Annotated in this window: 20 protein-coding genes; 16 read left to right on the top strand and 4 right to left on the bottom strand. The window is 35.5% G+C overall.

What is annotated here, in order from left to right:
* The gene (locus tag ACRDEC_RS08190; RefSeq protein ID WP_431497847.1) at positions 1-708 is read left to right on the top strand and encodes a porin family protein; all 708 of its coding nucleotides are present in this window, start codon (positions 1-3) and stop codon (positions 706-708) included.
* Positions 709-846: 138 nt separating this feature from the next.
* On the opposite strand, the gene ACRDEC_RS08185 is transcribed toward ACRDEC_RS08190, so the two are convergent.
* Positions 847-1,575, bottom strand: coding sequence for a TrmH family RNA methyltransferase (locus ACRDEC_RS08185; RefSeq protein ID WP_431497846.1), 729 nt, complete (start codon positions 1,573-1,575; stop codon positions 847-849).
* A 36-nt stretch (positions 1,576-1,611) separates the two neighbouring features.
* On the opposite strand from ACRDEC_RS08185, the gene ACRDEC_RS08180 reads away from it, so the two are divergent.
* The 3 genes from ACRDEC_RS08180 (at position 1,612) to accD (ending at position 6,195) form a co-directional block, all read left to right on the top strand.
* Positions 1,612-4,158 carry a BamA/TamA family outer membrane protein gene (locus tag ACRDEC_RS08180; protein ID WP_431497845.1) on the top strand — a complete coding sequence of 849 codons (2,547 nt, stop codon included), beginning with the start codon at positions 1,612-1,614 and terminating at the stop codon, positions 4,156-4,158.
* A 40-nt stretch (positions 4,159-4,198) separates the two neighbouring features.
* A complete protein-coding gene (fbaA, locus tag ACRDEC_RS08175; RefSeq protein ID WP_431497844.1) occupies positions 4,199-5,266 on the top strand; it encodes a class II fructose-bisphosphate aldolase in 1,068 nt (355 codons plus the stop codon).
* 74 nt (positions 5,267-5,340) lie between these two features.
* Positions 5,341-6,195, top strand: a complete 855-nt coding sequence (gene accD, locus ACRDEC_RS08170; RefSeq protein ID WP_431497843.1) for an acetyl-CoA carboxylase, carboxyltransferase subunit beta — start codon at positions 5,341-5,343, stop codon at positions 6,193-6,195.
* 72 nt (positions 6,196-6,267) lie between these two features.
* Here accD and ACRDEC_RS08165 read toward each other — a convergent pair whose 3' ends face one another.
* Positions 6,268-7,524 carry an ABC transporter permease gene (locus ACRDEC_RS08165; protein ID WP_431497842.1) on the bottom strand — a complete coding sequence of 419 codons (1,257 nt, stop codon included), beginning with the start codon at positions 7,522-7,524 and terminating at the stop codon, positions 6,268-6,270.
* A 161-nt stretch (positions 7,525-7,685) separates the two neighbouring features.
* Here ACRDEC_RS08165 and purH point away from each other — a divergent pair, with 161 nt between their 5' ends.
* From purH to rodA, 6 genes are read left to right on the top strand one after another with little or no spacing between them, the layout of a single operon-like run.
* Positions 7,686-9,218, top strand: coding sequence for a bifunctional phosphoribosylaminoimidazolecarboxamide formyltransferase/IMP cyclohydrolase (gene purH / locus ACRDEC_RS08160; protein ID WP_431497841.1), 1,533 nt, complete (start codon positions 7,686-7,688; stop codon positions 9,216-9,218).
* A gap of 53 nt (positions 9,219-9,271) precedes the next feature.
* A complete protein-coding gene (locus ACRDEC_RS08155; RefSeq protein WP_431497840.1) occupies positions 9,272-10,300 on the top strand; it encodes a rod shape-determining protein in 1,029 nt (342 codons plus the stop codon).
* An 11-nt stretch (positions 10,301-10,311) separates the two neighbouring features.
* A complete protein-coding gene (gene mreC / locus ACRDEC_RS08150; protein ID WP_431497839.1) occupies positions 10,312-11,139 on the top strand; it encodes a rod shape-determining protein MreC in 828 nt (275 codons plus the stop codon).
* The gene (locus tag ACRDEC_RS08145; protein WP_431497838.1) at positions 11,132-11,638 is read left to right on the top strand and encodes a rod shape-determining protein MreD; all 507 of its coding nucleotides are present in this window, start codon (positions 11,132-11,134) and stop codon (positions 11,636-11,638) included. Before mreC ends, ACRDEC_RS08145 begins: the two co-directional genes overlap by 8 nt.
* Complete coding sequence (gene mrdA, locus ACRDEC_RS08140; protein WP_431497837.1) at positions 11,635-13,575, top strand: penicillin-binding protein 2; 1,941 nt, start codon at positions 11,635-11,637, stop codon at positions 13,573-13,575. Before ACRDEC_RS08145 ends, mrdA begins: the two co-directional genes overlap by 4 nt.
* Positions 13,576-14,832 carry a rod shape-determining protein RodA gene (gene rodA / locus ACRDEC_RS08135; RefSeq protein WP_431497836.1) on the top strand — a complete coding sequence of 419 codons (1,257 nt, stop codon included), beginning with the start codon at positions 13,576-13,578 and terminating at the stop codon, positions 14,830-14,832. It begins immediately after the preceding gene.
* An 81-nt stretch (positions 14,833-14,913) separates the two neighbouring features.
* On the opposite strand, the gene ACRDEC_RS08130 is transcribed toward rodA, so the two are convergent.
* On the bottom strand, positions 14,914-15,684 hold the full coding sequence (locus ACRDEC_RS08130; protein ID WP_431497835.1) for a DNA/RNA non-specific endonuclease: 771 nt from the start codon (positions 15,682-15,684) through the stop codon (positions 14,914-14,916).
* 122 nt (positions 15,685-15,806) lie between these two features.
* On the opposite strand from ACRDEC_RS08130, the gene ACRDEC_RS08125 reads away from it, so the two are divergent.
* On the top strand, positions 15,807-16,370 hold the full coding sequence (locus ACRDEC_RS08125) for a hypothetical protein (RefSeq protein WP_431497834.1): 564 nt from the start codon (positions 15,807-15,809) through the stop codon (positions 16,368-16,370).
* Positions 16,371-16,478: 108 nt separating this feature from the next.
* Here ACRDEC_RS08125 and ACRDEC_RS08120 read toward each other — a convergent pair whose 3' ends face one another.
* Positions 16,479-18,656: a carboxy terminal-processing peptidase gene (locus ACRDEC_RS08120; RefSeq protein ID WP_431497833.1), complete on the bottom strand. Its 2,178-nt coding sequence runs from the start codon at positions 18,654-18,656 to the stop codon at positions 16,479-16,481.
* A gap of 151 nt (positions 18,657-18,807) precedes the next feature.
* Between ACRDEC_RS08120 and surE the strand changes: the two genes are divergently transcribed.
* From surE to ACRDEC_RS08095, 5 genes are read left to right on the top strand one after another with little or no spacing between them, the layout of a single operon-like run.
* Positions 18,808-19,575, top strand: a complete 768-nt coding sequence (surE, locus tag ACRDEC_RS08115) for a 5'/3'-nucleotidase SurE (protein WP_431497832.1) — start codon at positions 18,808-18,810, stop codon at positions 19,573-19,575.
* A gap of 3 nt (positions 19,576-19,578) precedes the next feature.
* Positions 19,579-19,851: a hypothetical protein gene (locus ACRDEC_RS08110; RefSeq protein WP_431497831.1), complete on the top strand. Its 273-nt coding sequence runs from the start codon at positions 19,579-19,581 to the stop codon at positions 19,849-19,851.
* A gap of 11 nt (positions 19,852-19,862) precedes the next feature.
* A complete protein-coding gene (lpxB, locus tag ACRDEC_RS08105) occupies positions 19,863-20,984 on the top strand; it encodes a lipid-A-disaccharide synthase (RefSeq protein WP_431497830.1) in 1,122 nt (373 codons plus the stop codon).
* Positions 20,985-20,999: 15 nt separating this feature from the next.
* Complete coding sequence (locus tag ACRDEC_RS08100; RefSeq protein ID WP_431497829.1) at positions 21,000-21,563, top strand: C40 family peptidase; 564 nt, start codon at positions 21,000-21,002, stop codon at positions 21,561-21,563.
* 36 nt (positions 21,564-21,599) lie between these two features.
* Complete coding sequence (locus ACRDEC_RS08095) at positions 21,600-23,636, top strand: ComEC/Rec2 family competence protein (RefSeq protein ID WP_431497828.1); 2,037 nt, start codon at positions 21,600-21,602, stop codon at positions 23,634-23,636.
* Positions 23,637-23,639: the final 3 nt, after the last annotated feature.

Genomic DNA, 23,639 nt, shown 5'->3' with positions numbered 1-23,639 from the left:
ATGAAGAAACTATTTTTTTTACTTATCCTTATATCGTCAACTATAAGCAATGCTCAGGTTTTCAGCAAAAGTATGTTTGCAAAAAGACCAATTATCAATCTTGAGAATTTTGACAAACAACGAATTCATTTCGGCTTTTTTCTGGGTCTTAATAGTTACGACTTTAAAATTGACAAGAAATTTGACGACCAGGACATTTTAGTAGACAGCCAGATGGGATTTAATGTTGGTCTAATTACCAATTTGCGTCTGACAGAATATATCGATCTGCGTTTTGAACCGGGATTGTATTATGGTCAGCGTAATTTACATTTTCCGCATATGACAGATCCCATCGATGCCCTTCGCGAAGTAAAATCCACCTATATTCATTTTCCTTTACTGCTTAAATTCTCTTCCAAAAGAATGGGTAACGTAAGACCTTATGTATTAGCAGGACTTTCATCAGACATGAATTTATCCAGTAATGCCAAATCAAAAGACGACAATTCAGCAAACCGTTTCAGAATGCTGAAAAATACCAGCAATTACGAACTTGGATTAGGAATCGATTTGTATATGGAATATTTTAAATTCTCTCCTTCGATAAGAGGTGTTTTTGGGATGAAAAACGAACTTATTCCAGATAACGACCCCAATAGTCCTTGGACAGGAAACGTAGACAAGATGGTGACCCGAGGAATTTTCATCAATTTTGCCTTCCATTAATTGTTCTTGAATTACGACTTTTTATTTCACAGAAGTATACACATAAAAAAGCAGCTTGATTTACAAGCTGCTTTTTTATTCATTGTATATTTTAATCTTTCTTTTAAGAAAACACTCGATATCTTCTGTTCTTTTTGATTATGAATTCCTTCTGAACTCGCTCAGCACAACAGCCGTTGCTGTGGCTACATTTAAACTTTCGGTTAGTTGCAGATTTCCAAAACGCGGAATCGTTATTTTTTGAGTCACTTTATCTTCGATTTCTTTAGAAATACCGTTAGCTTCATTCCCAAAAACGATTATTCCATCCTGTGACAACTGACTTTTATAAATATTCTCTCCTTCCATAAAAGTCCCGAAAACCGGCATTTTCGTCGCAGACAGATAACTTTCCAGGTTGAGATAACTGATGTTAACCCTCGCAATAGACCCCATCGTTGCCTGAACAACTTTCGGGTTGTAAATATCAACCGTTTGTTCAGAACAGATTATTTGATTAATACCAAACCAGTCACACAAACGGATAATCGTTCCCAAATTTCCAGGATCGCGAATATCATCAAGTGCGAGAATCAGCCCCTTATTCTGAATTGATTTTTCTTGTGGAATCCTAAAGACTGCCAGACAATCATTTGGCGTGGTCAGGGCACTTATTTTTTTCAATTCCGAATCAGAAATCAATACTTTTTTAAATTCAGCAACATTCTGAAACATAGGTTTCGTGTGAAATACTTGCTCTAATTCAAAATTAGACTGCAGCAATTCCTCAATCACTTTTACCCCTTCGGCAAAAAATAATTGATGCTGCTTTCTGTATTTTTTCTGAACTAAACCCGTTATAAGTTTTATTTGGTTTTTACTAACCATAAAAAAGTGTATTTTTGAAATAAATTTCCGAATAGTTTGAACAATAGTACTGCAAAAATATCATTATTTATTCTAATAGCTACACTTATTTCAGCGTGTAATGTTGTTAAGAAAGTTCCTGACAGCAAATATCTTTTAACAAAAAATGAAATTTTTATAAACGATAAAAAAAATTCGCAGGAAGATGTACTAGCTCAGATCATACAACAGCCAAACACCTCTATATTAGGATACAAGCTCCGTTTGAATATGTACAATCTGGCTAAGAACAATACCGATTCAATATTCAGGGCAAAATACACGGCCAATCCCGAAAAATACAAACGAAAAATAAAATGGCTTTCTAAGAAGCAAGTGGACCGTCTTGGAAAATCTTTCTGGTATTCCGGCTGGCATAATTTTTTAAGAAAAACCGGTGAACCACCTGTTATTATTGACACATCAAAAACGAGACGGTCAATTAAACGTCTGAAAGCTTTTTATTTCAATCAGGGTTATTTTGATGCGAAAACCACTTTTGACATCAACTATGAAGAAAACAAGCGAGGCAATATTATTTACAAGCTTACAACTGGTGAACCAACTTTTTTAGACTCCATTTCGCATGAAATAGAAACACCGGCATTGGATTCGCTGTATTTGCGCTCAAGACGCAGATCCATAATTAAACAAGGTCAACAATACAAAGTTGAAAATTTTGATGCGGAGCGTAACAGAATCACCACCTATTTCAGGAATCATGGGATTTATTATTTTCAGCAGCAAAGTATCTACTTTGATATTGACACCACTTCAAAAAAATCACCGGTTAAGATCAACATCACAAATCAGGTTGCAAGAGACGGAGACAGCACAACGACAAAACCATACGATATTTACAGAATCAGTGAGGTGAATATCTTTACCAGTGATTCCATATCCAAAAACAAGGTAAAAGTTGCTGACAGTGCCAAATACAAGAATTTTAATATTTACAGTTCAGACAAATTGCGATACAGGCCAAAAGCCATAGCCAATGCTGTTTTCATTTATAAAGACAGTGTATACAGTGATTCCAAAAGAGCACTGACTCTGCGTTCGCTGAATAATTTAAGAATCTTCAATTATCCGAACATTTATTATGTTGAAGACACTGTTGCCAAAACATTAAAAGCTAACATCTATTTAGTATCCAAAGAGAAATTCAGCTTTAAGGCCAATGCCGATTTTACCCATTCCAACATACAGGATTTCGGTGTATCAGGCAGCACATCGGTGTCCATTAGGAATCTTTTTAGGGGAGCCGAAATACTAGAACTCGGACTTCGCGGAAACATCGGTTCTTCCAAAGATTTAGCCAATCCTGACAATCAGTTTTTTAATATTTCAGAAATAGGAGCTGATATGCGATTGAGTTTTCCACGATTATTCCTTCCGTTTGGCACAGAAAAAATTGTACCTAAAACAATGTTTCCAAATAGTCTGCTCAGTGTTGGTTTTGCCAAGCAGAGAAACATAGGTTTAGATAAAGAAAATTTTACCACGATTATAAATTACAACTGGATCCCGAACAAAAATACCAGTGCGCGGTTTGATTTAGTCAACATACAGTATGTAAAAAACATCAATACCAAAAATTATTTCAATGTTTATCGTTCTTCTTATAACAAGCTGAATGACTTTGCAGCAACATACAACACAAATCCCGACAATGTGGATCAGTTTGGCAACCTTACCATTGAAGAAGGAGGCGCAGATTCATTCCTTGAAAGTGCTTTGGATAACCAATTCCCACTCTTGGATCCGTCAGGCAGCGATTTCAGAAACATAAAAAGCATCAAGGAGCGAAAAGACAGACTTACCGAAAACAATTTGATTTTTGCTTCTAACTTTAGTTATTCAAAAGACAGCAAAACTGATTTTTTTGACAAGGAATTTTATAGTATCAGAGCTAAAATCGAATCAGCCGGAAATGTACTTTCCCTTGCCGCCAATCTCTCTAACCAACCGAGAAGTGACGATGGAACGAAAACAGTATTCGGATTACAGTATTCACAATATATCAAAACCGAATTCGACTATATCAAACATTGGGATTTGGGCAATTACAATATTTTTGCTGTCAGAAGTTTCTTCGGCATAGCGATTCCTTATGGAAATTCGAAATCGATTCCATTTTCGAGAAGTTATTTTGCCGGAGGCTCGAACGATAACAGAGCCTGGCAATCTTATAGTTTAGGCCCTGGTCGCTCAGGCGGATTGAATGATTTTAACGAAGCTAATATGAAAATCGGATTGAATGCTGAATTCAGATACCGATACTTCGGCAGTTTTTATGGAGCTCTTTTTGCTGATTGTGGAAACATATGGAATGTACTGGATAATGAAACTGATGAATCCAAAATATTCTCCGGATTTGCTTCCTTAAAAGATTTAGCATTAGGCACAGGAATAGGATTTCGGTATGACTTTAAATTCTTTGTAGCCAGGCTGGACTTTGGTTTTAAAACCTACAATCCTGCTAAACCGGAAAATGAGCGATGGTTTAAAGAATTAATTTTTAGTAAATCTGTGCTAAATATTGGTATTAACTATCCGTTCTAAAAGTAAATTTGTAATTTTGTCAATCTAATTTTTTAAACAAATGGCACACAACATAAAACCAGGCGTTGCAACTGGAGATCAAGTTCAGGAAATTTTTAACTATGCAAAACAAAAAGGATTTGCACTTCCGGCGGTAAACGTTGTAGGTTCAAGTACTGTAAATGGAGTTTTAGAAACCGCAGCAAAGTTAAATGCGCCTGTAATTATTCAGTTTTCTAATGGAGGAGCACAATACAATGCCGGGAAAGGATTATCTAACGAAGGTGAGCGATCAGCTATTTTAGGAGCTGTTGCCGGAGCAATACACATCCATACGTTAGCAGAAGCTTACGGAGCTACTGTTATTTTACATACTGATCATTGTGCCAAAAAATTATTGCCTTGGATTGACGGATTACTTGATGCCTCTGAAAAACACTTTGCAAAAACCGGAAAACCATTATATTCTTCTCACATGATTGATTTGTCTGAAGAATCAATTGAAGATAACATCGACATATGTAAACACTATTTGGCCCGTATGAGCAAAATGGGAATGACACTTGAAATCGAATTAGGAATTACAGGCGGCGAAGAGGATGGTGTTGACAATACTGACGTTGACAGCTCAAAATTATACACACAACCTGAAGAAGTTGCATATGCTTATGAAGAATTGATGAAAATCAGTCCTCGTTTTACAATTGCTGCTGCTTTTGGAAATGTCCATGGAGTTTACAAACCAGGAAATGTAAAATTAACTCCAAAAATTTTAAAAAACTCACAGGATTACGTTCAAAAGAAATTTAAAACAGGTCATAATCCTGTAGACTTTGTTTTCCATGGCGGATCCGGTTCTACATTGGAAGAAATCAGAGAAGCGATTGGTTACGGAGTAATTAAAATGAACATTGATACTGATTTACAATTTGCTTTCACAGAAGGAATTCGTAATTATATAGTCAAAAACATAGCGTATTTAAGAACTCAGATTGGAAACCCTGAGGGTGACGATTCTCCAAATAAGAAATATTACGATCCAAGAAAATGGACTCGTGAGGGTGAGTTAACATTCATCAAAAGATTAGAGCAAGCGTTTGCTGATTTAAATAACGTAAATACATTATAATACGATTGAAGGATTTGGGTTTAGGATTTTAATTACTTCCTGATTCCCGATTTCTAATTCTTAAAATAGAAATTATGAGCTGGTTTAAAAGAAAAGAAAAAGGAATTACTACTGCAACTGAAGATAAAATGGATGTTCCAAAAGGACTTTGGTACAAATCTCCAACAGGTAAAATTGTAGATGCTGAAGAATTAGCAAGAAATCTTTGGGTAAGTCCGGAAGATGATTTTCACGTTCGTATTGGAAGTGCCGAATATTTCCAGATATTATTTGACAACAACGAGTTTGTAGAACTTGACGAAAATATGACCGCAAAAGATCCTCTTGGATTTGTGGACACCAAAAAATATTCAGACCGTTTGGTAGACGCCATCAGCAAAACCAAATTAAAAGATGCTGTTCGTACTGGTGTGGGAAAATCGAAAGGAAAAGACTTAGTTGTATGTTGTATGGATTTTGCCTTTATTGGCGGTTCTATGGGAGCTGTTGTAGGTGAAAAAATCGCACGTGGTATTGACCATTCCATTAAAAACAACATTCCATTTGTGATGATTTCGAAATCAGGTGGAGCACGTATGATGGAAGCGGCTTATTCGTTGATGCAATTAGCTAAAACATCGGCGAAATTAGCCCAATTGGCGGAAGCCCAAATCCCTTACATCTCTTTATGTACAGATCCGACAACCGGAGGAACTACTGCTTCATACGCGATGTTAGGAGATATCAACATTGCTGAACCAGGAGCCTTGATTGGTTTTGCAGGACCGCGTGTTGTAAAAGATACTACCGGTAAAGATTTACCGGAAGGTTTCCAAACTTCAGAATTTTTACTAGAGCATGGCTTCTTAGATTTTATAACCCCCCGTAAGGAATTGAAAGACAAAATAAATTTATACTTAGATTTGATTTTGAATCAGGAAATACGATAATAAAAAAACCCGTTCTGTTATAGAACGGGTTTTTTTTATATTTACTTTTTAAACTCTTCTAAAGAGAGAAATCTACATCCCACTGCGTATCGCTTCCACAGGATCCAGTCTTGAAGCGGAAATTGCCGGAAGTATTCCGGAAATCAATCCGATAAAAGCTGCCAAACCTGCACCTAAAAGAATATTCCAGAAACTCAGCACAAACTCAAAGTCAAGCGCATTGCTTAAAACAAACGCAATAATCCAAACCAAAAAGATTCCGATAATTCCTCCAAAAACAGACAGAATAATAGCTTCGAACAAAAACTGAAGCAAGATGAATTTATTTTTAGCACCTAATGACTTTTGAATTCCTATTAAATTTGTACGTTCTTTTACGGATACAAACATGATATTAGCAATCCCGAAACCACCTACTAAGAGAGAGAAACCGGCAATAATCCAACCAATCGTATTCATAAGACTAATGGTCTGATCAATCATTTCAGTAGCACCTTTAAGAAAGTTGATGAAAAAATTGTCATTTTGCCCCGTTTTAATCCCTCTGTAGTTTCGCATTTTTTGAGTGATTTGAGCTTTTAGCGTTTCGTCATCAATACTTTTATCCGGCTTAATTATAACGATGGGCGTAAATTTTGACGCGTTATCACCAAACAGGCTACGAATTCTATTTGCCGTAGGATAAATTGTAGTATCCGGGTTAGAACCAAAACTAACCATCCTGTCCCCTACTTTCTTCAAAACTCCCACTACTCTGAATTTTTGACCATATAACCTTACGTCTTTTCCTATAGGAGAAAGCCCATCAAACAAAGATTTAGCAATTTCATACCCGATGACAACAGTATTGGCACCAGAATTGGATTCCTGTTCGCTAAAGAAACGACCTTCCTTAAAATTTAATTTTTCAATATCTGAAAATTCATAGGTACACGGAATAACCACTATCGAACTTATCGTTTTGGCTTCGTATTTCACATTTTCCCTTCCGGCAAAAAACTGAAAACAAACACTTTGCACGTCAGTCAATTCGTTTTTAAGCAATTTATATTCGTCGTAAGTAACATCCGGAAACTGTTCTATTTTCCAATCCGGAATATCTGTAGGCCCAAAACAATATTTAAACACAAAAACGGAGCTGTTATCTAAGCTGCCAATGTCCTTTTTTATTTTTCTGTCCAAAGAATCAACAGCAGCCAACACAGCAATAATTGAGAAGATACCAATTGTAACTCCTAAAAGAGACAGCAATGTACGTAACTTATTGTTTCGCAATGCATTCATAGCAAAACTGAAGCTTTCTTTCAGTAATCGGACATATACAATCATAAAGAGGAAGTTTGTTGAATAAAATAGCCCTTTTTCAGGCTAAAAAAAGCCAACAGGATATTGATTTAAAAATTAGTAGTAAAAATGAAATTTTTGTTACAATCCAACCTCAAAATTAATTACAAAAAAACTACTTTTGCAGTACAAACTTCAACAACACAATGAATACTACAAAAACTATTAAGTCGGCACTAATTTCAGTGTTTGATAAAACGGGTCTTGAACCAATTGTACAGAAACTACACGAGCAAAAAGTCACTATTTATTCTACTGGCGGAACTGAGGATTTTATTAAGAATCTAGGAATTCCTGTTGTCCCTGTAGAAGATGTAACTTCTTATCCGTCGATTCTTGGTGGAAGAGTAAAAACATTGCATCCAAAAGTTTTTGGAGGAATTCTAAACCGTCAGGACAATGAAACCGACGTACAACAGATGAAGGAGTTCGACATCCCTCAAATTGATGTAGTCATTGTGGATTTGTATCCGTTTGAAAAAACAGTAGCCTCTGGCGCAAGCGATTCAGATATTATCGAAAAAATTGACATTGGCGGTATTTCATTAATACGCGCAGCTGCAAAAAACTTCAAGGATACCGTAATTATTCCTTCGGTAAATGAGTATGCTTTGTTTTTAGACTGCATTACAAATAACAACGGAGCAACTACTTTAGAAGAAAGAAAAACATTTGCTGCCAAGGCTTTCAACGTTTCATCTCACTATGATTCGGCGATTTTCAATTACTTCAACAAAAATCACGAAGAAACTGTTTTGAAAATCAGTGAAATAAAAGGTGCTGTTTTGCGTTATGGAGAGAACCCTCATCAGAAAGGGTTCTTCTTTGGAGAATTTGATACAATGTTTACCAAATTACACGGAAAAGAATTATCTTACAACAACCTGCTTGATGTAGATGCCGCTGTAAATCTGATGGGTGAATTTAAAAATGACAAACCAACATTTGCTATTCTAAAACACAACAATGCTTGCGGTATTGCCACAAGAAAAACGATGAAAGAAGCGTATCTTGATGCTTTAGCAGGAGATCCGACATCAGCATTTGGTGGTGTTTTAATTGCAAATGGAAATATAGATTTGGCTACGGCCGAAGAAATTAACAAACTGTTCTGCGAAGTGGTCATTGCACCAAGCTTTGATGATCACGCTGTAGATTTATTAGAAGAAAAAAAGAATAGAATCATATTGGTTCAAAAAGAAGCGGTTCTGCCGAAAACTTCCGTTAGAACATGTCTAAACGGTATTTTAGTACAGGATAAAGATTTAATTACTGACAGCAAATCAGATTTAAAAACGGCAACTAAAACTTCTCCAACACAAGAAGAAATTGAAGATTTGCTGTTTGCGTCTAAAATTTGCAAGCATACAAAATCGAACACAATCGTTTTGGCAAAAAACAGACAATTGTGTGCTTCAGGAACCGGACAAACCTCAAGAGTGGACGCTTTAAACCAAGCAATCCACAAAGCGGTTTCTTTTGAATTTGATCTAACCGGAGCTGTAATGGCAAGCGATGCGTTTTTCCCTTTTCCGGACTGTGTTGAAATCGCGAAGAAGGCTGGAATTACGGCTGTAATTCAACCTGGCGGATCAATAAAAGACGAGTTGAGTATTAATTATTGCAATGAAAATAATGTTGCAATGGTATTTACAGGAATTCGTCATTTCAAACATTAATTTTATTACTTTTGTAGAAAATTTAGTATAAACGAACATAACCCCGATTGAGTATGGGATTTTTTGATTTCATGACTGAGGACATAGCAATTGACCTTGGTACCGCAAACACTCTGATTATTCACAATGATAAAGTTGTGATTGACAGTCCATCTATTGTCGCTCGAGACCGAATAACAGGCAAAATTATCGCTGTTGGTAAAGAAGCCAATCTGATGCAAGGGAAGACGCATGAAAACATAAAGACCATACGCCCGCTAAAAGACGGAGTAATTGCAGATTTCGACGCTTCTGAGCAAATGATAAAAATGCTTATCAGAAGCATTCCTGCTTTACAAAAACGTTTATTCACACCTGCATTAAGAATGGTTATCTGCATCCCTTCCGGTATTACTGAAGTAGAGATGCGTGCGGTAAAAGAATCTGCAGAGCGTGTAAACGGTAAAGAAGTTTATCTTATTCATGAGCCAATGGCTGCATCAATAGGTATCGGCATTGACATCATGCAACCTAAAGGAAACATGATTGTAGATATTGGTGGTGGAACTACTGAAATTGCAGTAATTGCCTTAGGCGGAATTGTTTGTGACAAATCAGTTAAAATTGCAGGAGACGTTTTTACGAACGATATCATTTATTACATGCGAACACAACACAATTTATTTGTGGGTGAAACAACCGCTGAAAAAATAAAAATCGAAATTGGTGCAGCCATAGAAGATCTGGATTCACCTCCGGAAGACATGTCTGTTCAGGGACGTGACTTGCTTACGGGTAAACCGAAACAGGTTGAAGTTTCCTCAAGAGAGATTGCCAAAGCATTGGACAAATCTATTCAGCGTATCGAAGATGCAATTATGGAAACCCTATCTCAAACACCACCGGAATTAGCAGCCGATATTTACAATACAGGAATTTATCTTGCAGGCGGAGGTTCCATGCTGCGCGGCTTAGACAAGCGTATTTCCTTAAAAACAGATTTACCTGTTTTTATTGCAGAAGATCCACTAAGAGCTGTCGTTCGCGGAACAGGAATGGCATTAAAAAACCTTACAAAATACAGAAGTATCCTTATCAAATAATAAGTAAATAAATGCAGCAAATATTTAATTTTATATTTAAAAACAGTACTCGTTTACTGTTTTTGCTGCTTTTGACAACCTCATTAGTACTGACAATCCAGTCCCATTCTTACCATAGAAGCCAGGTAGTAAATTCGGCTAACGTAGTAACAGGATCAGTGTACGAAAAGGTTAATGAAGTAAAAACCTATTTTAGTTTAAAGGAACAAAACGACAAATTAGCACAAGAGAATGCCCGTTTGAGAAAAATTCTTTTCAATAAGAAAGACAGTACATCCATGCTTGAAAAAGACAGTCTAAAAGGCTATGACAAGATAAATGTTATTCAGACGAAAGTAATCAATAACACATACAATACTTCCGAAAATTACCTAACAATAAACAGTGGTTCTCTTCAAGGAGTAAAACCAGACATGGGGGTTGTAAACAGCCAGGGAATCGTAGGAATAATTGAAAAAACTTCGCCAAAATATTCCACAATTTTAAGTGTTCTGAATATTAAATCGAAAATTAATGCCAAAGTAAAAAGATCTAATCATTTTGGTTCTTTAACTTGGAATGCAAAAAATGCAGGATACGTGCAATTGACAGAGATTCCCCGTTTAGCTACAGTTAAAAAAGGAGACACAATTGTAACCGGAGGACGATCAACAATTTTCCCTGAAAATATTCCAATTGGAATAATCGATAAAATTTATACCGATACGGAAACAAATTATTTTACGTTAGATATTCGTTTATTCAATGATATGACAAATTTGAATCATGTTTATATCATTACGAATAAGGAAAGTGACGAAATCAATAAATTAGAAGCAGAAACCAAGCCACATGAATAGTGCATTGATACTTAATCTCGTTAGGTTTATTTTACTCCTGGCTGCGCAAATCGTTATTTTTAATAATATCGATTTATTCGGCTATATCAATCCCTATCCTTATATTCTGTTTATCTTATTATATCCGGTAAATACGAATCGTGCGAGATTACTGATAGCTAGTTTTTTACTCGGACTAACGGTCGATTTATTTTCGAACTCAGGAGGAGTGCATGCGGCAGCCTGTTTAATATTAGCTTATGTCAGACCCTCTTTCTTCAAATTCTCATTTGGATTAAGCTATGAGTACCAGACAATTAAAATTAACGATCGTCTTTCACCGGAAAGATTTACTTTTATATTAATATCAATACTGACACACCATCTTGTATTGTTCTTATTAGAACTATTCAAATTCACATTTATACTTGATGCACTTTTAAGAACAATTGTTACCACACTTTTTACGTTATTAGTTAGTATTCTAATCATCTATTTATTTAAGCCAAGAAAAAAATGAGAAAGCTATTATTACCCGGTATGATTATAGTTTCTGCTATATTAATCATAGCAAGGCTTTTTTATTTACAAATTATTGATGACACTTTTAAATTAAAATCTGAGAATATATCCATCAAGATTAAATACGACTATCCGGAGCGGGGATATATTTATGACCGAAACGGAGAATTATTGGTAGCCAATCAGCCATCTTATGATATCATGGTAGTTCCAAGGGAAATAAAAACATTGGACACCATCGAATTTTGCAATCTTTTGCATATTACCAAAGAGGATTTTATAAAAAAGATTGAAAAAGCAGTGGTATACAGCCCAATGCTTCCTTCCGTATTTTTAGGTCAGCTTAACAAATTGGAATATGCTGCTTTTCAAGAGAAAGAAAGAAAATTTGAAGGATTTTATATTCAGAAACGTTCACTTCGGGACTATCAGATAAATGCCGGTGCTAACGTATTCGGATTTATCACGCAAGTCAATGAGGCAATCATCAAAAGGAATCCTTATTACAAAAGCGGTGATTTACTTGGAAAACAAGGTGTTGAAGAAATGTACGAATCCGAACTTCGAGGAGTTAAAGGCGTAAAACACATTCAAAGAGATCGTTTCAATAGAGAAATCGGTCCTTACAAAGAAGGTCGTTTCGATACTATCGCCGTACAAGGAAAAGATATCACCCTGACAATTGACGCTGAACTTCAAAAGTATGGTGAAGCCTTAATGAAAAACAAACGAGGAGGAATTATAGCTATTGAGCCCAGCACAGGTGAAATCCTTGCTCTTGTAACTGCTCCATCTTATGATCCGGCCATTTTAGTAGGACGTCAACGTTCACGAAATTACACTAGATTATATAATGATTCATTAGCAAAACCATTATATGACAGAAGTTTATTAGCAGAATATCCTCCGGGATCTCCTTTTAAAATCCTGACAGCTCTTTCAGGATTACAGGTTCAGGCCATAGACACATCGAGTTCTTTTGTTTGTAATCATGGTTTTAGTTATGGTCGTGGCCGATTTATGCGTTGCCATTGCGGTGGTGGTGTACGTAAATTGCATATGGGAATTGCAAAATCCTGTAATGCCTATTTTGGTAATACTTACCTGAGAACTATTAATAAATTCCCAACACCATCAGAAGGGGTTGATGTCTGGAGCGGTCATGTAAAAAGTTTTGGGTTAGGGCAGTTTATGGGTTATGATTTGCCTACAGGCCGAAGAGGTAATATCCCAACATCAAAAACATATCAAAAAGCATATCCGAATGGCGGATGGCGCGCTACTGCCATTGTTTCAAATTCAATAGGCCAGGGAGAAGTTTTAATGACACCGATACAATTAGCCAACATGATGGCTACCGTTGCCAATCAGGGCTATTATTACACGCCTCATATTATTAAAAAAATTAAAGGTCAGGAAATCGATAAAAAATTCAAAACGAAGCATGTAACTTCCATTGACAAAAAACACTTCAAACCTGTCATAGAAGGACTGGCAGAAGTATTCAAAACAGGAACTGCTTATTTCCTTAATGTTGAAGGAATCGAAATTTGCGGTAAAACCGGTACAGCTGAAAATTTCGCCAAAATAAACGGGAAAAAAGTACAGCTTGCGGATCATTCCATTTTTGTTGCCTTTGCGCCAAAAGAGAACCCAAAAATTGCCATTGCAGTATTGGTTGAAAATGGCGGATTCGGATCTACAACAGCAGGCCCGATTACAACTTTAATGATTGAAAAATACATTAAGAGGAAAATCACCCAAAAAGACAGGGAGAAAAGAGTATTGGAAAAAAGTTTACAAAGTGAATACAATAAATTTACCCGAAAATTTATCGATTCCATGTATAAAGTCAAAATAAAAAAAGATTCTGTAGCAAGAGTTCAAAGTATAAAGAAAGCAGATTCTATAAAAAAAGCAAACAAAACAGCATAAATGAAAAATCAAAGTGTTTCCAACAACATCGATTGGATTACAATAGCTCTCTATGTTGCCCTAGTGACTCTGGGTTGGATGAATATCTACTCTGCAGATATGACTCCAAGCTCTGCCTATTACTTTGATTTTAATCAGAATTACGGAAAGCAGCTGATTTTTATTTCTTTTACAGTTTTACTTATCATTGTCATTTTGACTATTGATGCTAAATTCTATGAACGTTTTGCCAGTGTTTTATTCGGTTCTTCTCTCGTTCTGCTGGCCGGTCTTTTTATTTTCGGAAAAACCATTGCAGGACAGCGATGCTGGTACGCTATTGGAGGTTTTACACTTCAGCCCTCGGAATTTGCCAAAGCCGCAACCGCATTGGCCTTAGCCAAATATTTAAGTGATCCGCAAATAAATCTCAAAAATTTAAATCATCAAATTCTCGCGCTTTTAATTATGGGACTGCCCATTTTATTAATCCTTCCGCAGCCAGATCCCGGAAGCGCCCTGATTTTTATGATGTTTATATTGGTTCTTAACCGTGAAGGACTTCCAACATGGTATCTTTGGACAGGTTTCGGCGCAGTTGTTTTATTTGTCATGTCCTTGTTACTCAAACCGCAATATGTAATTCTCATCAGTTTTATATTGGTAGCAATCCATTATATAAAATCACGCAGGATAAATCGAAACATCATCGCCAGCACGCTGGTATTCTTGGTAATCGCTGGATTTACGCTATCTGTAGACTATGTATTCGAAAACGTATTCCAACAGCACCATCGGGACAGATTTAATATCCTTTTAGGGAAAGAAGTAGATATGTCCGGCGTAGGCTACAACACAAATCAGTCTGAAATAGCTATTGGTTCAGGCGGATGGTTAGGGAAAGGCTATCTGGAAGGAACCCAAACCAAAGGAAACTTTGTACCGGAACAACATACAGACTATATTTTCACTACCGTAGGTGAAGAATGGGGATTTGCCGGCTCTTCAGTATTAATACTATTATTTGTCTCATTAATCCTTCGTGTCATTTATCTCGCTGAAAACCAGAAAACAAAATTTAGCCGTGTGTATGGCTATGGCGTTGCGGCGGTTTTATTTACCCACTTTTTTGTCAACATCTCAATGGTTATAGGCATATTCCCAACCATTGGAGTACCCCTTCCCTTCCTGTCATACGGAGGTTCCAGTTTATGGGGTTTCACCATTTTGCTGTTTATTTTTGTAAAAATGGATGCCAATAAAGTTAACGAATGGTAATAATCAGGAGTTATTCCCAGCTGTTCATTCTATCTTTTCCTTGTTAAAGAAACAAGAAAAAGGATGCCATTTCCATCTGGACTAAAAACTCCAGTTTTTGTAATCGCTTCCCTTTTCCAATTTATTTTCAATTGAATCCGGAAGATTTGGAAAAAAATCGATTCCGGTCATTTTTTCAATCTGATCAATTGAGGTTACAAATTTGTTCAATGGTTTTTCAGAATCTTCATGCGGGACCAAAAAAGCAATTGTTTTATATTCGCCTCTGGAATTATCAAGCAATATTTTATAAAAATACTTCGGCACAGAAACCGATTCTTTACCAATAGTTTTCAGTCCATCGGTCAAAACACCACCCGTTACTACGTAAACGCCATCGTATTTAGATGCCCAATATCTTGTCTTTTGCTCCAGCCTATTCCAAACACCAGCGTTAAAATCATTCAATTGAGGTGCAATATTAGACGTATAAAAAGTCTCGTCAAAAGCTTCTCTGGAAAATCGCCTGTCACCTGCCGGGCACAAATGCCCTTTATCATAACCCGAACGCTTGTAGTTTTTCCAGCTGGCAGAACCAGTTTCAACTTTTGGGTCGTCAATAAAAAAAGGCCGTTGAAAATTAGCGTGGCTCAATTCATTTTTTTTGAGTTCGTAAGCAACCCATTCGGCCTGTTCATGTTTTTCACTATACGATAAAATATAATATTCATGCCTGATAATTTCATGAGTCGTTGAAACAGGCAAATAGAAATTTTTGTCATTTTTCTCAGGCTGACTATCGACCAGGGCATTTTTATCTGTACTTTCTTCTTTCTGGTTATTTTTTTGTTTAGAGCAACTTAACATACACATAAAAACAATCAAAATTTTGAAATATATTTTCATAGAGCAATCAAATTATTGTAAATTTATGTTGTAAATATATATAAAACTTACCGATTCAAAACCGGTGAAATCAATTAATGATACATTCTATGAAAGGAAAATTTATTATTGCAGGCCTAGCATTTCTAGCCCATTTAACAGCTATAGCTCAAGAAACAACAACAGCAGCTCCTACTAGAGAGCAACAACAATTAGCCCATAAGAAAGATTCTCTGTCCACTGTACTTTTAGCCCAAAAAGAAGCAGAGAAAACAGCCAAAGAAGCGGAAAAGGCAGCAGAAAAAATAAAAAAAGAGGAAGAGAAAAAAATCAGAGAAGAAGAGAAAAGAATAGCAGCTTCAGAAAAAGCGGCCGACAGGATGGAAAAAGCGCAAAAGAACTTGGAAAAAGAGCGCGAAAAAATGGAGAAAAACCGTGAAAAAGCAGCTAAAGCCCAAGAACGCTATATAGATGCCAAGGAAAAATTAGCTGACATTGAAAAAGATATCACAAAGGATTCTGAGAAGTTTGAAAAACAAAACAAGAAAGGCAATCTCTCTCCAAATGACATCAAAAAATGGAATGAAAAACAGGAAAAATTAAAACGAAAAGCAGCAGAGCAACGCAGAAAAATTGAAAGAGCTGCTAAAGAGGCTCAGAAATTTTCAAAATAAAACTACGCTTTTTAATAGTTATTAGAAGATAATCAATTAAATTAAAAATGCTCCTGACGCGAAGTTCAGGAGCATTTTTTTATAACTAATCTGTTTGAAATATCTAAATTATGACTTAACTAACTTATCTTTTCTGTTTTTAATATTCAAACTTTTGCTGGCAACAGTAGATTTCTTATTTTTAATATCACCAAGAACATTAAGAGCTTCTTCCACATAAGCATCTTTAGCTAAGGTTTCATGCCAATCTTGTCTCTTTTGACCTAATACCTCATCCTTTTTAATTTGCTCTAATTCATCAGGCAAAGAATTAAATATAAGCTGATTCTTATAACTTGTAATCGCTTTATATTTTTTGGTTATTTCTTCAATGCTTGCTTGTTCCGCTTTAAATTTATTGATATTTAAACTAACAACATTATCTTCTTTTCTGTCGTTAATCCATTTCGCATTTTCATCAATTAACTTAAATTGATTGTTGTCTACTAATCTTTTTTGACTGTTAGCAACAACCGATTCAAAGTTTGTAATAGATTTTAAAGGCTCAAATGGTGCTTCATCAATTTTATCCCAAGGCATAGCATTTTCAACATCACGCTCCCCAATTTTAATATAAGAATAACGGTCTGGAATAGCAATATCGCTGGCAACACCTTCAAGCTGAGTTGATCCACCATTAATTCTGTAGAATTTCTGAGTCGTTGTTTTCAATGCTCCAAAATCACCATAAGAACTGTTACGTACGAATTGATTCAAATCGATTACATTCTGAACAGTACCTTTACCATAAGATTGTTTACTTCCGATAATAACCCCACGTTTGTAATCCTGAATTGCCGCAGCAAAAATTTCTGATGCCGAAGCAGAAAAATTATTAATCAAAACTACTAATGGCCCGTCCCATTGAACTTTTGGATCGTGATCATACAATACTTCTTTCTTTTTACCGGAAGATTTTATCTGTACAACAGGCCCTTCTTCAATAAACAAACCTGTAATATCAACAACTGTTTTAAGTGAACCTCCTCCATTATCACGTAAATCCATCACGATTCCTTTTACACCTGCATTTTTAAGCTTTTCTACTTCTAATGCAACGTCTTTACCGGCATCACGATTGTCGTTATTTTCAAAATCAATGTAGAATTTCGGCAGGTAAATTACCCCGTACTTAACTCCATTCTTTTCAACAACACTTGATTTTACATAAGTCTCTTCAATTTCAACAATATCTCTTATTATTGAAATAATCTTGATAGAGCCATCCACTTTTTTAACTGTCAATCTTACTTCAGTTCCTTTTGGTCCTTTGATTTTCTTAACGACGTCATCCAATCTCATTCCGACAACTTCGACAGGCTCTCCATTACCTTGAGCTACTTTCAAAATAACATCTCCCTGCTCTAATTCTTTACCTCTCCACGCAGGTCCTCCTGAAATTAATTCTGAGATTTCAGTAAAATCGTTTTTCTTTTGCAGTCTCGCTCCAATTCCTTCTAATTTACCACTGATACTGATGTCAAATTTTTCTTTTTCCTCAGGTGCAAAATAAAAAGTATGCGGGTCATATTGCGTCACAATAGCGTTAACGAATACTTCAAACCAATTTTCTCTATCTAAATCTTCAATGAAATCAAAATAGTCATTCAATGATTTTGAAGTAGATTCTCTGGCCTCTTTTTCCAATTGTGTAAACGATTTTGGAGTATACTTAGGATCTTTTATTTTTTTATCCTCTTCCAATTTCTGCTTATCTACAACAGTCGCTAAAACAGATAATTTCATTTGAAGACGCCATCTTGTTTTAAGCTCAGCATAGTTTTTAGCAAAAGCATTTTTATCAGAATCAAGATTAATCGTTTCGTCAGCAGTAAAATCATATGGCTTGTCATTTAATGCTTTATAAACCACCTTCGCTTCCTGCATTCTTTTTTGCAAACGCTGGTAAGTAAGTTCAAAAAATGTCAAATCCTTGCTTTTGATTAAATCATCTATTTGATTTTCATATACTTTAAATTCTTCGATATCCGATTCTACAAAAAATCTTTTTGACGGATCAAGTGCATCAAGGTAATCTTTATAAACTCCTTGCGAAAACTTATCGTCCATAGCAATCGGATCATAATGGCCTTTTTCAATCACAAACGAAATTAAATCCAAAAGCATTTTGTCCTTTTCAGGATCACCTTTACTTTTCGGAACAAAACTCCACAGCGTTGCTGAGATAGCAACTATCAACAAAATTATTTTATAATTCTTTTTCATAAAAATCCAGATTGCATTCATAATATTCAACTAATGTACATAAAAAACCATGCCAAAAACGTCTTGTCTGTATAATTTTTTGTTAAACATGTAAAATTAACTTCTTCCTCGTAAAAATGCTTATTTTAGCGTTATTTTTTCACATTAAATTTCATACATTATTTTTTAAACAATGAAAAAGCCACTAATTTTAGTCACCAACGACGACAGTATTTCGGCTCCTGGAATCCGTGCACTTATTGAAGTAATGAACGAAATAGGAACTGTCCTTGTAGTTGCTCCGGATAGTCCTCAAAGCGCTATGGGGCATGCCATTACCATAAACAGCACACTCCATTTAAACAAAGTTTCAGCGGAAGATGCAGCTGTTACCGAATATAGCTGCTCCGGCACTCCTGTTGACTGTGTAAAACTGGCGGTAAACGAAATTTTAAAACAAAAGCCCGATTTATGTGTTTCGGGAGTAAATCACGGTTCTAATTCTTCTATAAATGTAATTTATTCCGGAACAATGAGTGCTGCTGTGGAAGCGGGAATTGAAGGAATTCCTGCCATAGGATTTTCTTTATTGGATTACGATTGGAATGCTGATTTTGAAACTTTCAAACCCTATATCAAACAAATTGCTTTAGAAGTTTTACAGAACGGATTGCCTGATAATGTCGTTTTAAATGTTAACTTCCCAAAAAGAAAAAGAGACGATTTGAAAGGCATAAAAATCTGCCGTCAGGCAAAAGCTATCTGGGCAGAAAAATTCGACAAGCGAAAAACACCTCAAGGCAAAGATTACTATTGGCTTACTGGCGAATTTATTAATTTAGACAAAGGACAGGACACTGACGAATGGGCTTTGGAAAACGGATATATTTCAATTGTACCCGTTCAGTTTGACATGACTGCACACCATGCCATTCAACAATTAAACAACTGGAATCTTTAACAAATGAAAAAAACAGATTTACTTATAGGCACATTAATCGGATTGGCTACAACTCTAATAGGTGTTTATGCTTACCTCACTTTTTTTGTCAAAATTGACTTTATCGAAGGAATCAAAGGAATGAAGAGCGAAGGTCATTTAGGAAAAGTAATCACTTTGGGTGCCATACTCAATATTATTGCTTTTTTTATTTTATTGAGAATAGATAAAGAACTGATGGCTCGCGGTGTCGTTTTAGCTACAATTCTATTAACTATAGTTACATTATTTGTTTAAACAGCAGAAGAATGAAATATTATATCATTGCCGGCGAAGCTTCAGGCGATTTACACGGCTCCAACCTTATGAAAGGCATTTTTAAAGAAGATCCACAAGCTGAAATTCATTTTTGGGGCGGAGATTTGATGCAAAAAACAGGCGGAACTTTAGTAAAACACTATCGTGATCTAGCCTTCATGGGTTTTGCTGAAGTAGTCATGAATTTAAAAACGATACTAAACAATATCAAAATCTGCAAAGCGGACATACTTAAATTTCAGCCGGACGTACTCATTTTTATAGATTATCCCGGTTTCAATATGCGCATTGCAAAATGGGCTAAAAATTTAGGAATGAAGACCCATTATTATATTTCTCCTCAAATTTGGGCTTGGAAAGAAAACAGAATCAAAGACATCAAACGCGATGTTGATAAAATGTACGTAATTCTTCCGTTTGAGAAAGATTTTTACGAGAAAAAACATCATTTCCCGGTAGAATTTGTAGGTCATCCGCTCATTGATGCCATAAGTAATACTCCTAAAACAGATCCAATCCAATTTAAGAAAGAAAATAATCTGGATGAGAAGCCCATTATTGCACTTTTGCCAGGAAGCAGAAAGCAGGAAATCTCAAAAATGCTTTCCGAGATGCTATCGGTTGTAAAACATTTTCCAGATTATCAATTTGTTATTGCTGGAGCACCCAGTCAGGAATTTTCATTTTACGAGCAATTCCTAACCAACGATCAGGTCCATTTCATTTCAAATAAAACGTATGATTTACTAAGTGTTTCTTATGCTGCACTTGTAACTTCCGGAACTGCCACACTTGAAACCGCTTTGTTTAAAGTCCCTGAAGTCGTTTTATACAAAGGGAATTGGTTTTCATATCAAATTGCAAAACGGATTATAACTTTAAAATACATTTCGTTAGTCAATTTAATCATGGATCGAGAAGTGGTAACCGAATTAATTCAGGAAGATTGTAATCCTGAAAAAATCAAACTTGAACTCGGAAAAATCCTGGATTCAAGTTACAGAAGCCAACTTTTGGAGCAGTATGATTTACTGGAAACTAAGTTAGGCGGTGCCGGAGCCAGCAATAAAACAGCCCAATTAATCGTTAAGGACTTATTATCCAAACCCTGAATTTAATCTTTCGGAATGACTTACAAAACGCTTTTCACATTTCTCGCCATCACCTTATTTTTAAGCAGCTGCAAAACCAGTTCATCTATAGTAACGTCAAAAAGCGAAGCACAGAAAAGAGGCACTTATAGAAATCCGAAAGAAAAAATAACCGCAGGAAATACTGGAAAAAACAATATTGGAAACCGTGATTACATCTCTTCCGAGCAATTACTTAAAAAAGCAACCCACTTTTTGGGCGTAAAATACAAAACAGCAGGAACGACAGAAAGCGGCATGGACTGTTCCGGATTAATGATTGCAACTTTTAATGATTTCAATATTAAATTACCAAGAACATCAAACGAAATGTCAAAAGTGGGCCAGGAAATTAAAAAATCAGAGGCTCAAAAAGGAGATCTGATCTTTTTCAAAACTAATGGGAAAAGCGTTATAAACCATGTTGGCATGATTACTGAAGTTAGCGAAGAAGAGATAAAATTCATCCATTCTTCCACCCAAAAAGGCGTTATTATTTCTTCAACTAAAGAAGGTTATTATTCGAAAACCTTTGCGCAAATCAATCGGGTTGTAAATTAATTACTATTTTTCTTACGTTTTTAGTATCTTGCCTTCATGAAGGTATTAAAATTTCCAGTTGTACGAATAACAATCTGGTTTATCGCGGGTATAATTACTGCTTATTATTCTAAAATCAATGGCACACTTGGCTTTGTCCTGCTTGGCTTATCATGTAGTGTTTTTGCAATTCTCTTTTTAAAAGCCAATAAAGAATATCAGACAAAACCATTATTTGCAATTGGGCTTTACAGCTTATTTTTTTGCATTGGAATGACAACTACAATCGTTCACAATGATACTTTTCAGAAAAATCATTACAAAAATAACTCAGCTTTATTTGAAAGCGTTCATACAATTCAGATTTTACTGCGTGAAAAATTAAAAAACACAGCAAATAACATCCGTTATATTGCCGAAATAAAACAAATTGACCATAAAGAAACATCGGGTAAAATTCTTCTCAACCTGAAAAAAGAGCCTCTTTTAAAAGAATTTATTCCAGGCACACAACTTGAGATAAAAGAACAGTTAGTTTTAAATTTTAAACCTAACAATCCTGATCAGTTTGATTACGGGAACTATTTGGAAAGCAAAGGAATTTATGCCCAAATCTTCGCCGAAACCTCACAATTGAAAATCAATACTGAGATCAAAAAAAACATTTGGCATTACACTTCAGCGTTCCGAAATACCATAATTACCAATTTAACCAAAAGCGGCTTCAAAAAAGAAGAACTTGCTGTTGTGGTTGCATTAATTTTGGGACAGCAGCAGGATATTTCACCTGAAGTTTTACGTGATTATCAGTATGCCGGAGCCGTTCATATATTGTCTGTTTCCGGATTACACGTAGGATTCATCCTTTTGTTAATCACCTTTTTACTAAAACCGTTGCCTAAAAACAGATTCGGCAACTTAATCCGGTTTGTAATTATACTACTTTCACTATGGGTTTTTGCTTTAATAGCAGGTTTGGCGCCATCGGTTGTTCGCTCAGCCACAATGTTTAGTTTTCTTGCCATAGGAATGCTCCTGAATCGGGAAACAAATATGTACCACACAACTTTGGCCTCCTTATTCCTGATATTACTTGCAGAGCCGTTGTTTTTATTTGATATAGGCTTTCAGTTGAGTTATATTGCTTTGTTTTTCATTCTTTGGCTTCAGCCGAAACTCAAAACACTTTGGCAACCCAAAAACAAGATTATCATATACTTTTGGGACATACTTACAGTTTCGTTTGCTGCTCAAATTGGGGCATTCCCATTGAGTATTTATTATTTTCATCAATTTCCCGGATTGTTTTTTGTAACTAATTTAGTGCTCATTCCTTGTTTGTCAATCATCATGGCACTTGGTGTTTTATTAATGATTTTGGCTTATTTTGACAGCGCTCCGCAATTCTTATCTCAAGTCGTTGAATTTTTCATTACGGTAATGAATAGCTTTATTAAATGGATAGCCTCAATTGAAAGCTTTGTCATCAAAGATATCCCGCTCTCTTTTTCTTTACTGATTGTATGTTACCTGATTTTGTTCAGTTGGATTATTTGGGCTGAAAAACCAACTTTTGGCAAAGCCGCATTTGCTTTATCCAGTGTAATTCTTTTCCAGGGGCTATTTATTACAACCCATTGGACTGAAGAAAATAAGACAGAATACATTGTGTTTAATATTTCCAAAAAATCAGTTATTGCAGAACGCATCGGAAAGGACATTACACTTTTTACCAATGAACACTTGTCTGAAAACGGTTTTGAGAAGAAAATGATTCAATCCTATGTTACGGCACATTTTTGTACCTTAAAAGCACTAAAGAAGCTAAAAAATAATTATTTTTTTAACAATTCTAAAATTCTGATTGTTGATAAATCCGGAATCTATAACACATCTATTCCTGCTGACATTCTAATTTTAAGAGAATCACCTAAAATAAATCTGGAAAGGTTGTTTTTAACAATAAAACCGAAAGTAGTTATTGCAGATGCTTCAAACTATAAAAGTTATGTAGCCGCATGGAAACGGACCTGTTCCAATAAAAAAATCCTTTTTCATAGTACTTACGAAAAAGGATTTTATAAATTGGATTGAGAA

The sequence above is a fragment of the Flavobacterium sp. genome, assembly GCF_050696275.1.
Classification (GTDB): domain Bacteria; phylum Bacteroidota; class Bacteroidia; order Flavobacteriales; family Flavobacteriaceae; genus Flavobacterium.
This window is presented reverse-complemented; position numbering and strand designations above follow the sequence as displayed.

Excerpts from the sequence above, each read along its gene's own strand:
- ACRDEC_RS08190 (WP_431497847.1), top strand. The coding sequence starts at position 1 with ATGAAGAAACTATTTTTTTTACTTATCCTTATATCGTCAACTATAAGC.
- ACRDEC_RS08185 (WP_431497846.1), bottom strand. The coding sequence starts at position 1,575 with ATGGTTAGTAAAAACCAAATAAAACTTATAACGGGTTTAGTTCAGAAA.
- fbaA (WP_431497844.1), top strand. The coding sequence starts at position 4,199 with ATGGCACACAACATAAAACCAGGCGTTGCAACTGGAGATCAAGTTCAG.
- accD (WP_431497843.1), top strand. The coding sequence starts at position 5,341 with ATGAGCTGGTTTAAAAGAAAAGAAAAAGGAATTACTACTGCAACTGAA.
- ACRDEC_RS08165 (WP_431497842.1), bottom strand. The coding sequence starts at position 7,524 with ATGATTGTATATGTCCGATTACTGAAAGAAAGCTTCAGTTTTGCTATG.
- purH (WP_431497841.1), top strand. The coding sequence starts at position 7,686 with ATGAATACTACAAAAACTATTAAGTCGGCACTAATTTCAGTGTTTGAT.
- ACRDEC_RS08155 (WP_431497840.1), top strand. The coding sequence starts at position 9,272 with ATGGGATTTTTTGATTTCATGACTGAGGACATAGCAATTGACCTTGGT.
- mreC (WP_431497839.1), top strand. The coding sequence starts at position 10,312 with ATGCAGCAAATATTTAATTTTATATTTAAAAACAGTACTCGTTTACTG.
- ACRDEC_RS08145 (WP_431497838.1), top strand. The coding sequence starts at position 11,132 with ATGAATAGTGCATTGATACTTAATCTCGTTAGGTTTATTTTACTCCTG.
- mrdA (WP_431497837.1), top strand. The coding sequence starts at position 11,635 with ATGAGAAAGCTATTATTACCCGGTATGATTATAGTTTCTGCTATATTA.
- rodA (WP_431497836.1), top strand. The coding sequence starts at position 13,576 with ATGAAAAATCAAAGTGTTTCCAACAACATCGATTGGATTACAATAGCT.
- ACRDEC_RS08130 (WP_431497835.1), bottom strand. The coding sequence starts at position 15,684 with ATGTGTATGTTAAGTTGCTCTAAACAAAAAAATAACCAGAAAGAAGAA.
- ACRDEC_RS08125 (WP_431497834.1), top strand. The coding sequence starts at position 15,807 with ATGAAAGGAAAATTTATTATTGCAGGCCTAGCATTTCTAGCCCATTTA.
- ACRDEC_RS08120 (WP_431497833.1), bottom strand. The coding sequence starts at position 18,656 with ATGAATGCAATCTGGATTTTTATGAAAAAGAATTATAAAATAATTTTG.
- surE (WP_431497832.1), top strand. The coding sequence starts at position 18,808 with ATGAAAAAGCCACTAATTTTAGTCACCAACGACGACAGTATTTCGGCT.
- ACRDEC_RS08110 (WP_431497831.1), top strand. The coding sequence starts at position 19,579 with ATGAAAAAAACAGATTTACTTATAGGCACATTAATCGGATTGGCTACA.
- lpxB (WP_431497830.1), top strand. The coding sequence starts at position 19,863 with ATGAAATATTATATCATTGCCGGCGAAGCTTCAGGCGATTTACACGGC.
- ACRDEC_RS08100 (WP_431497829.1), top strand. The coding sequence starts at position 21,000 with ATGACTTACAAAACGCTTTTCACATTTCTCGCCATCACCTTATTTTTA.
- ACRDEC_RS08095 (WP_431497828.1), top strand. The coding sequence starts at position 21,600 with ATGAAGGTATTAAAATTTCCAGTTGTACGAATAACAATCTGGTTTATC.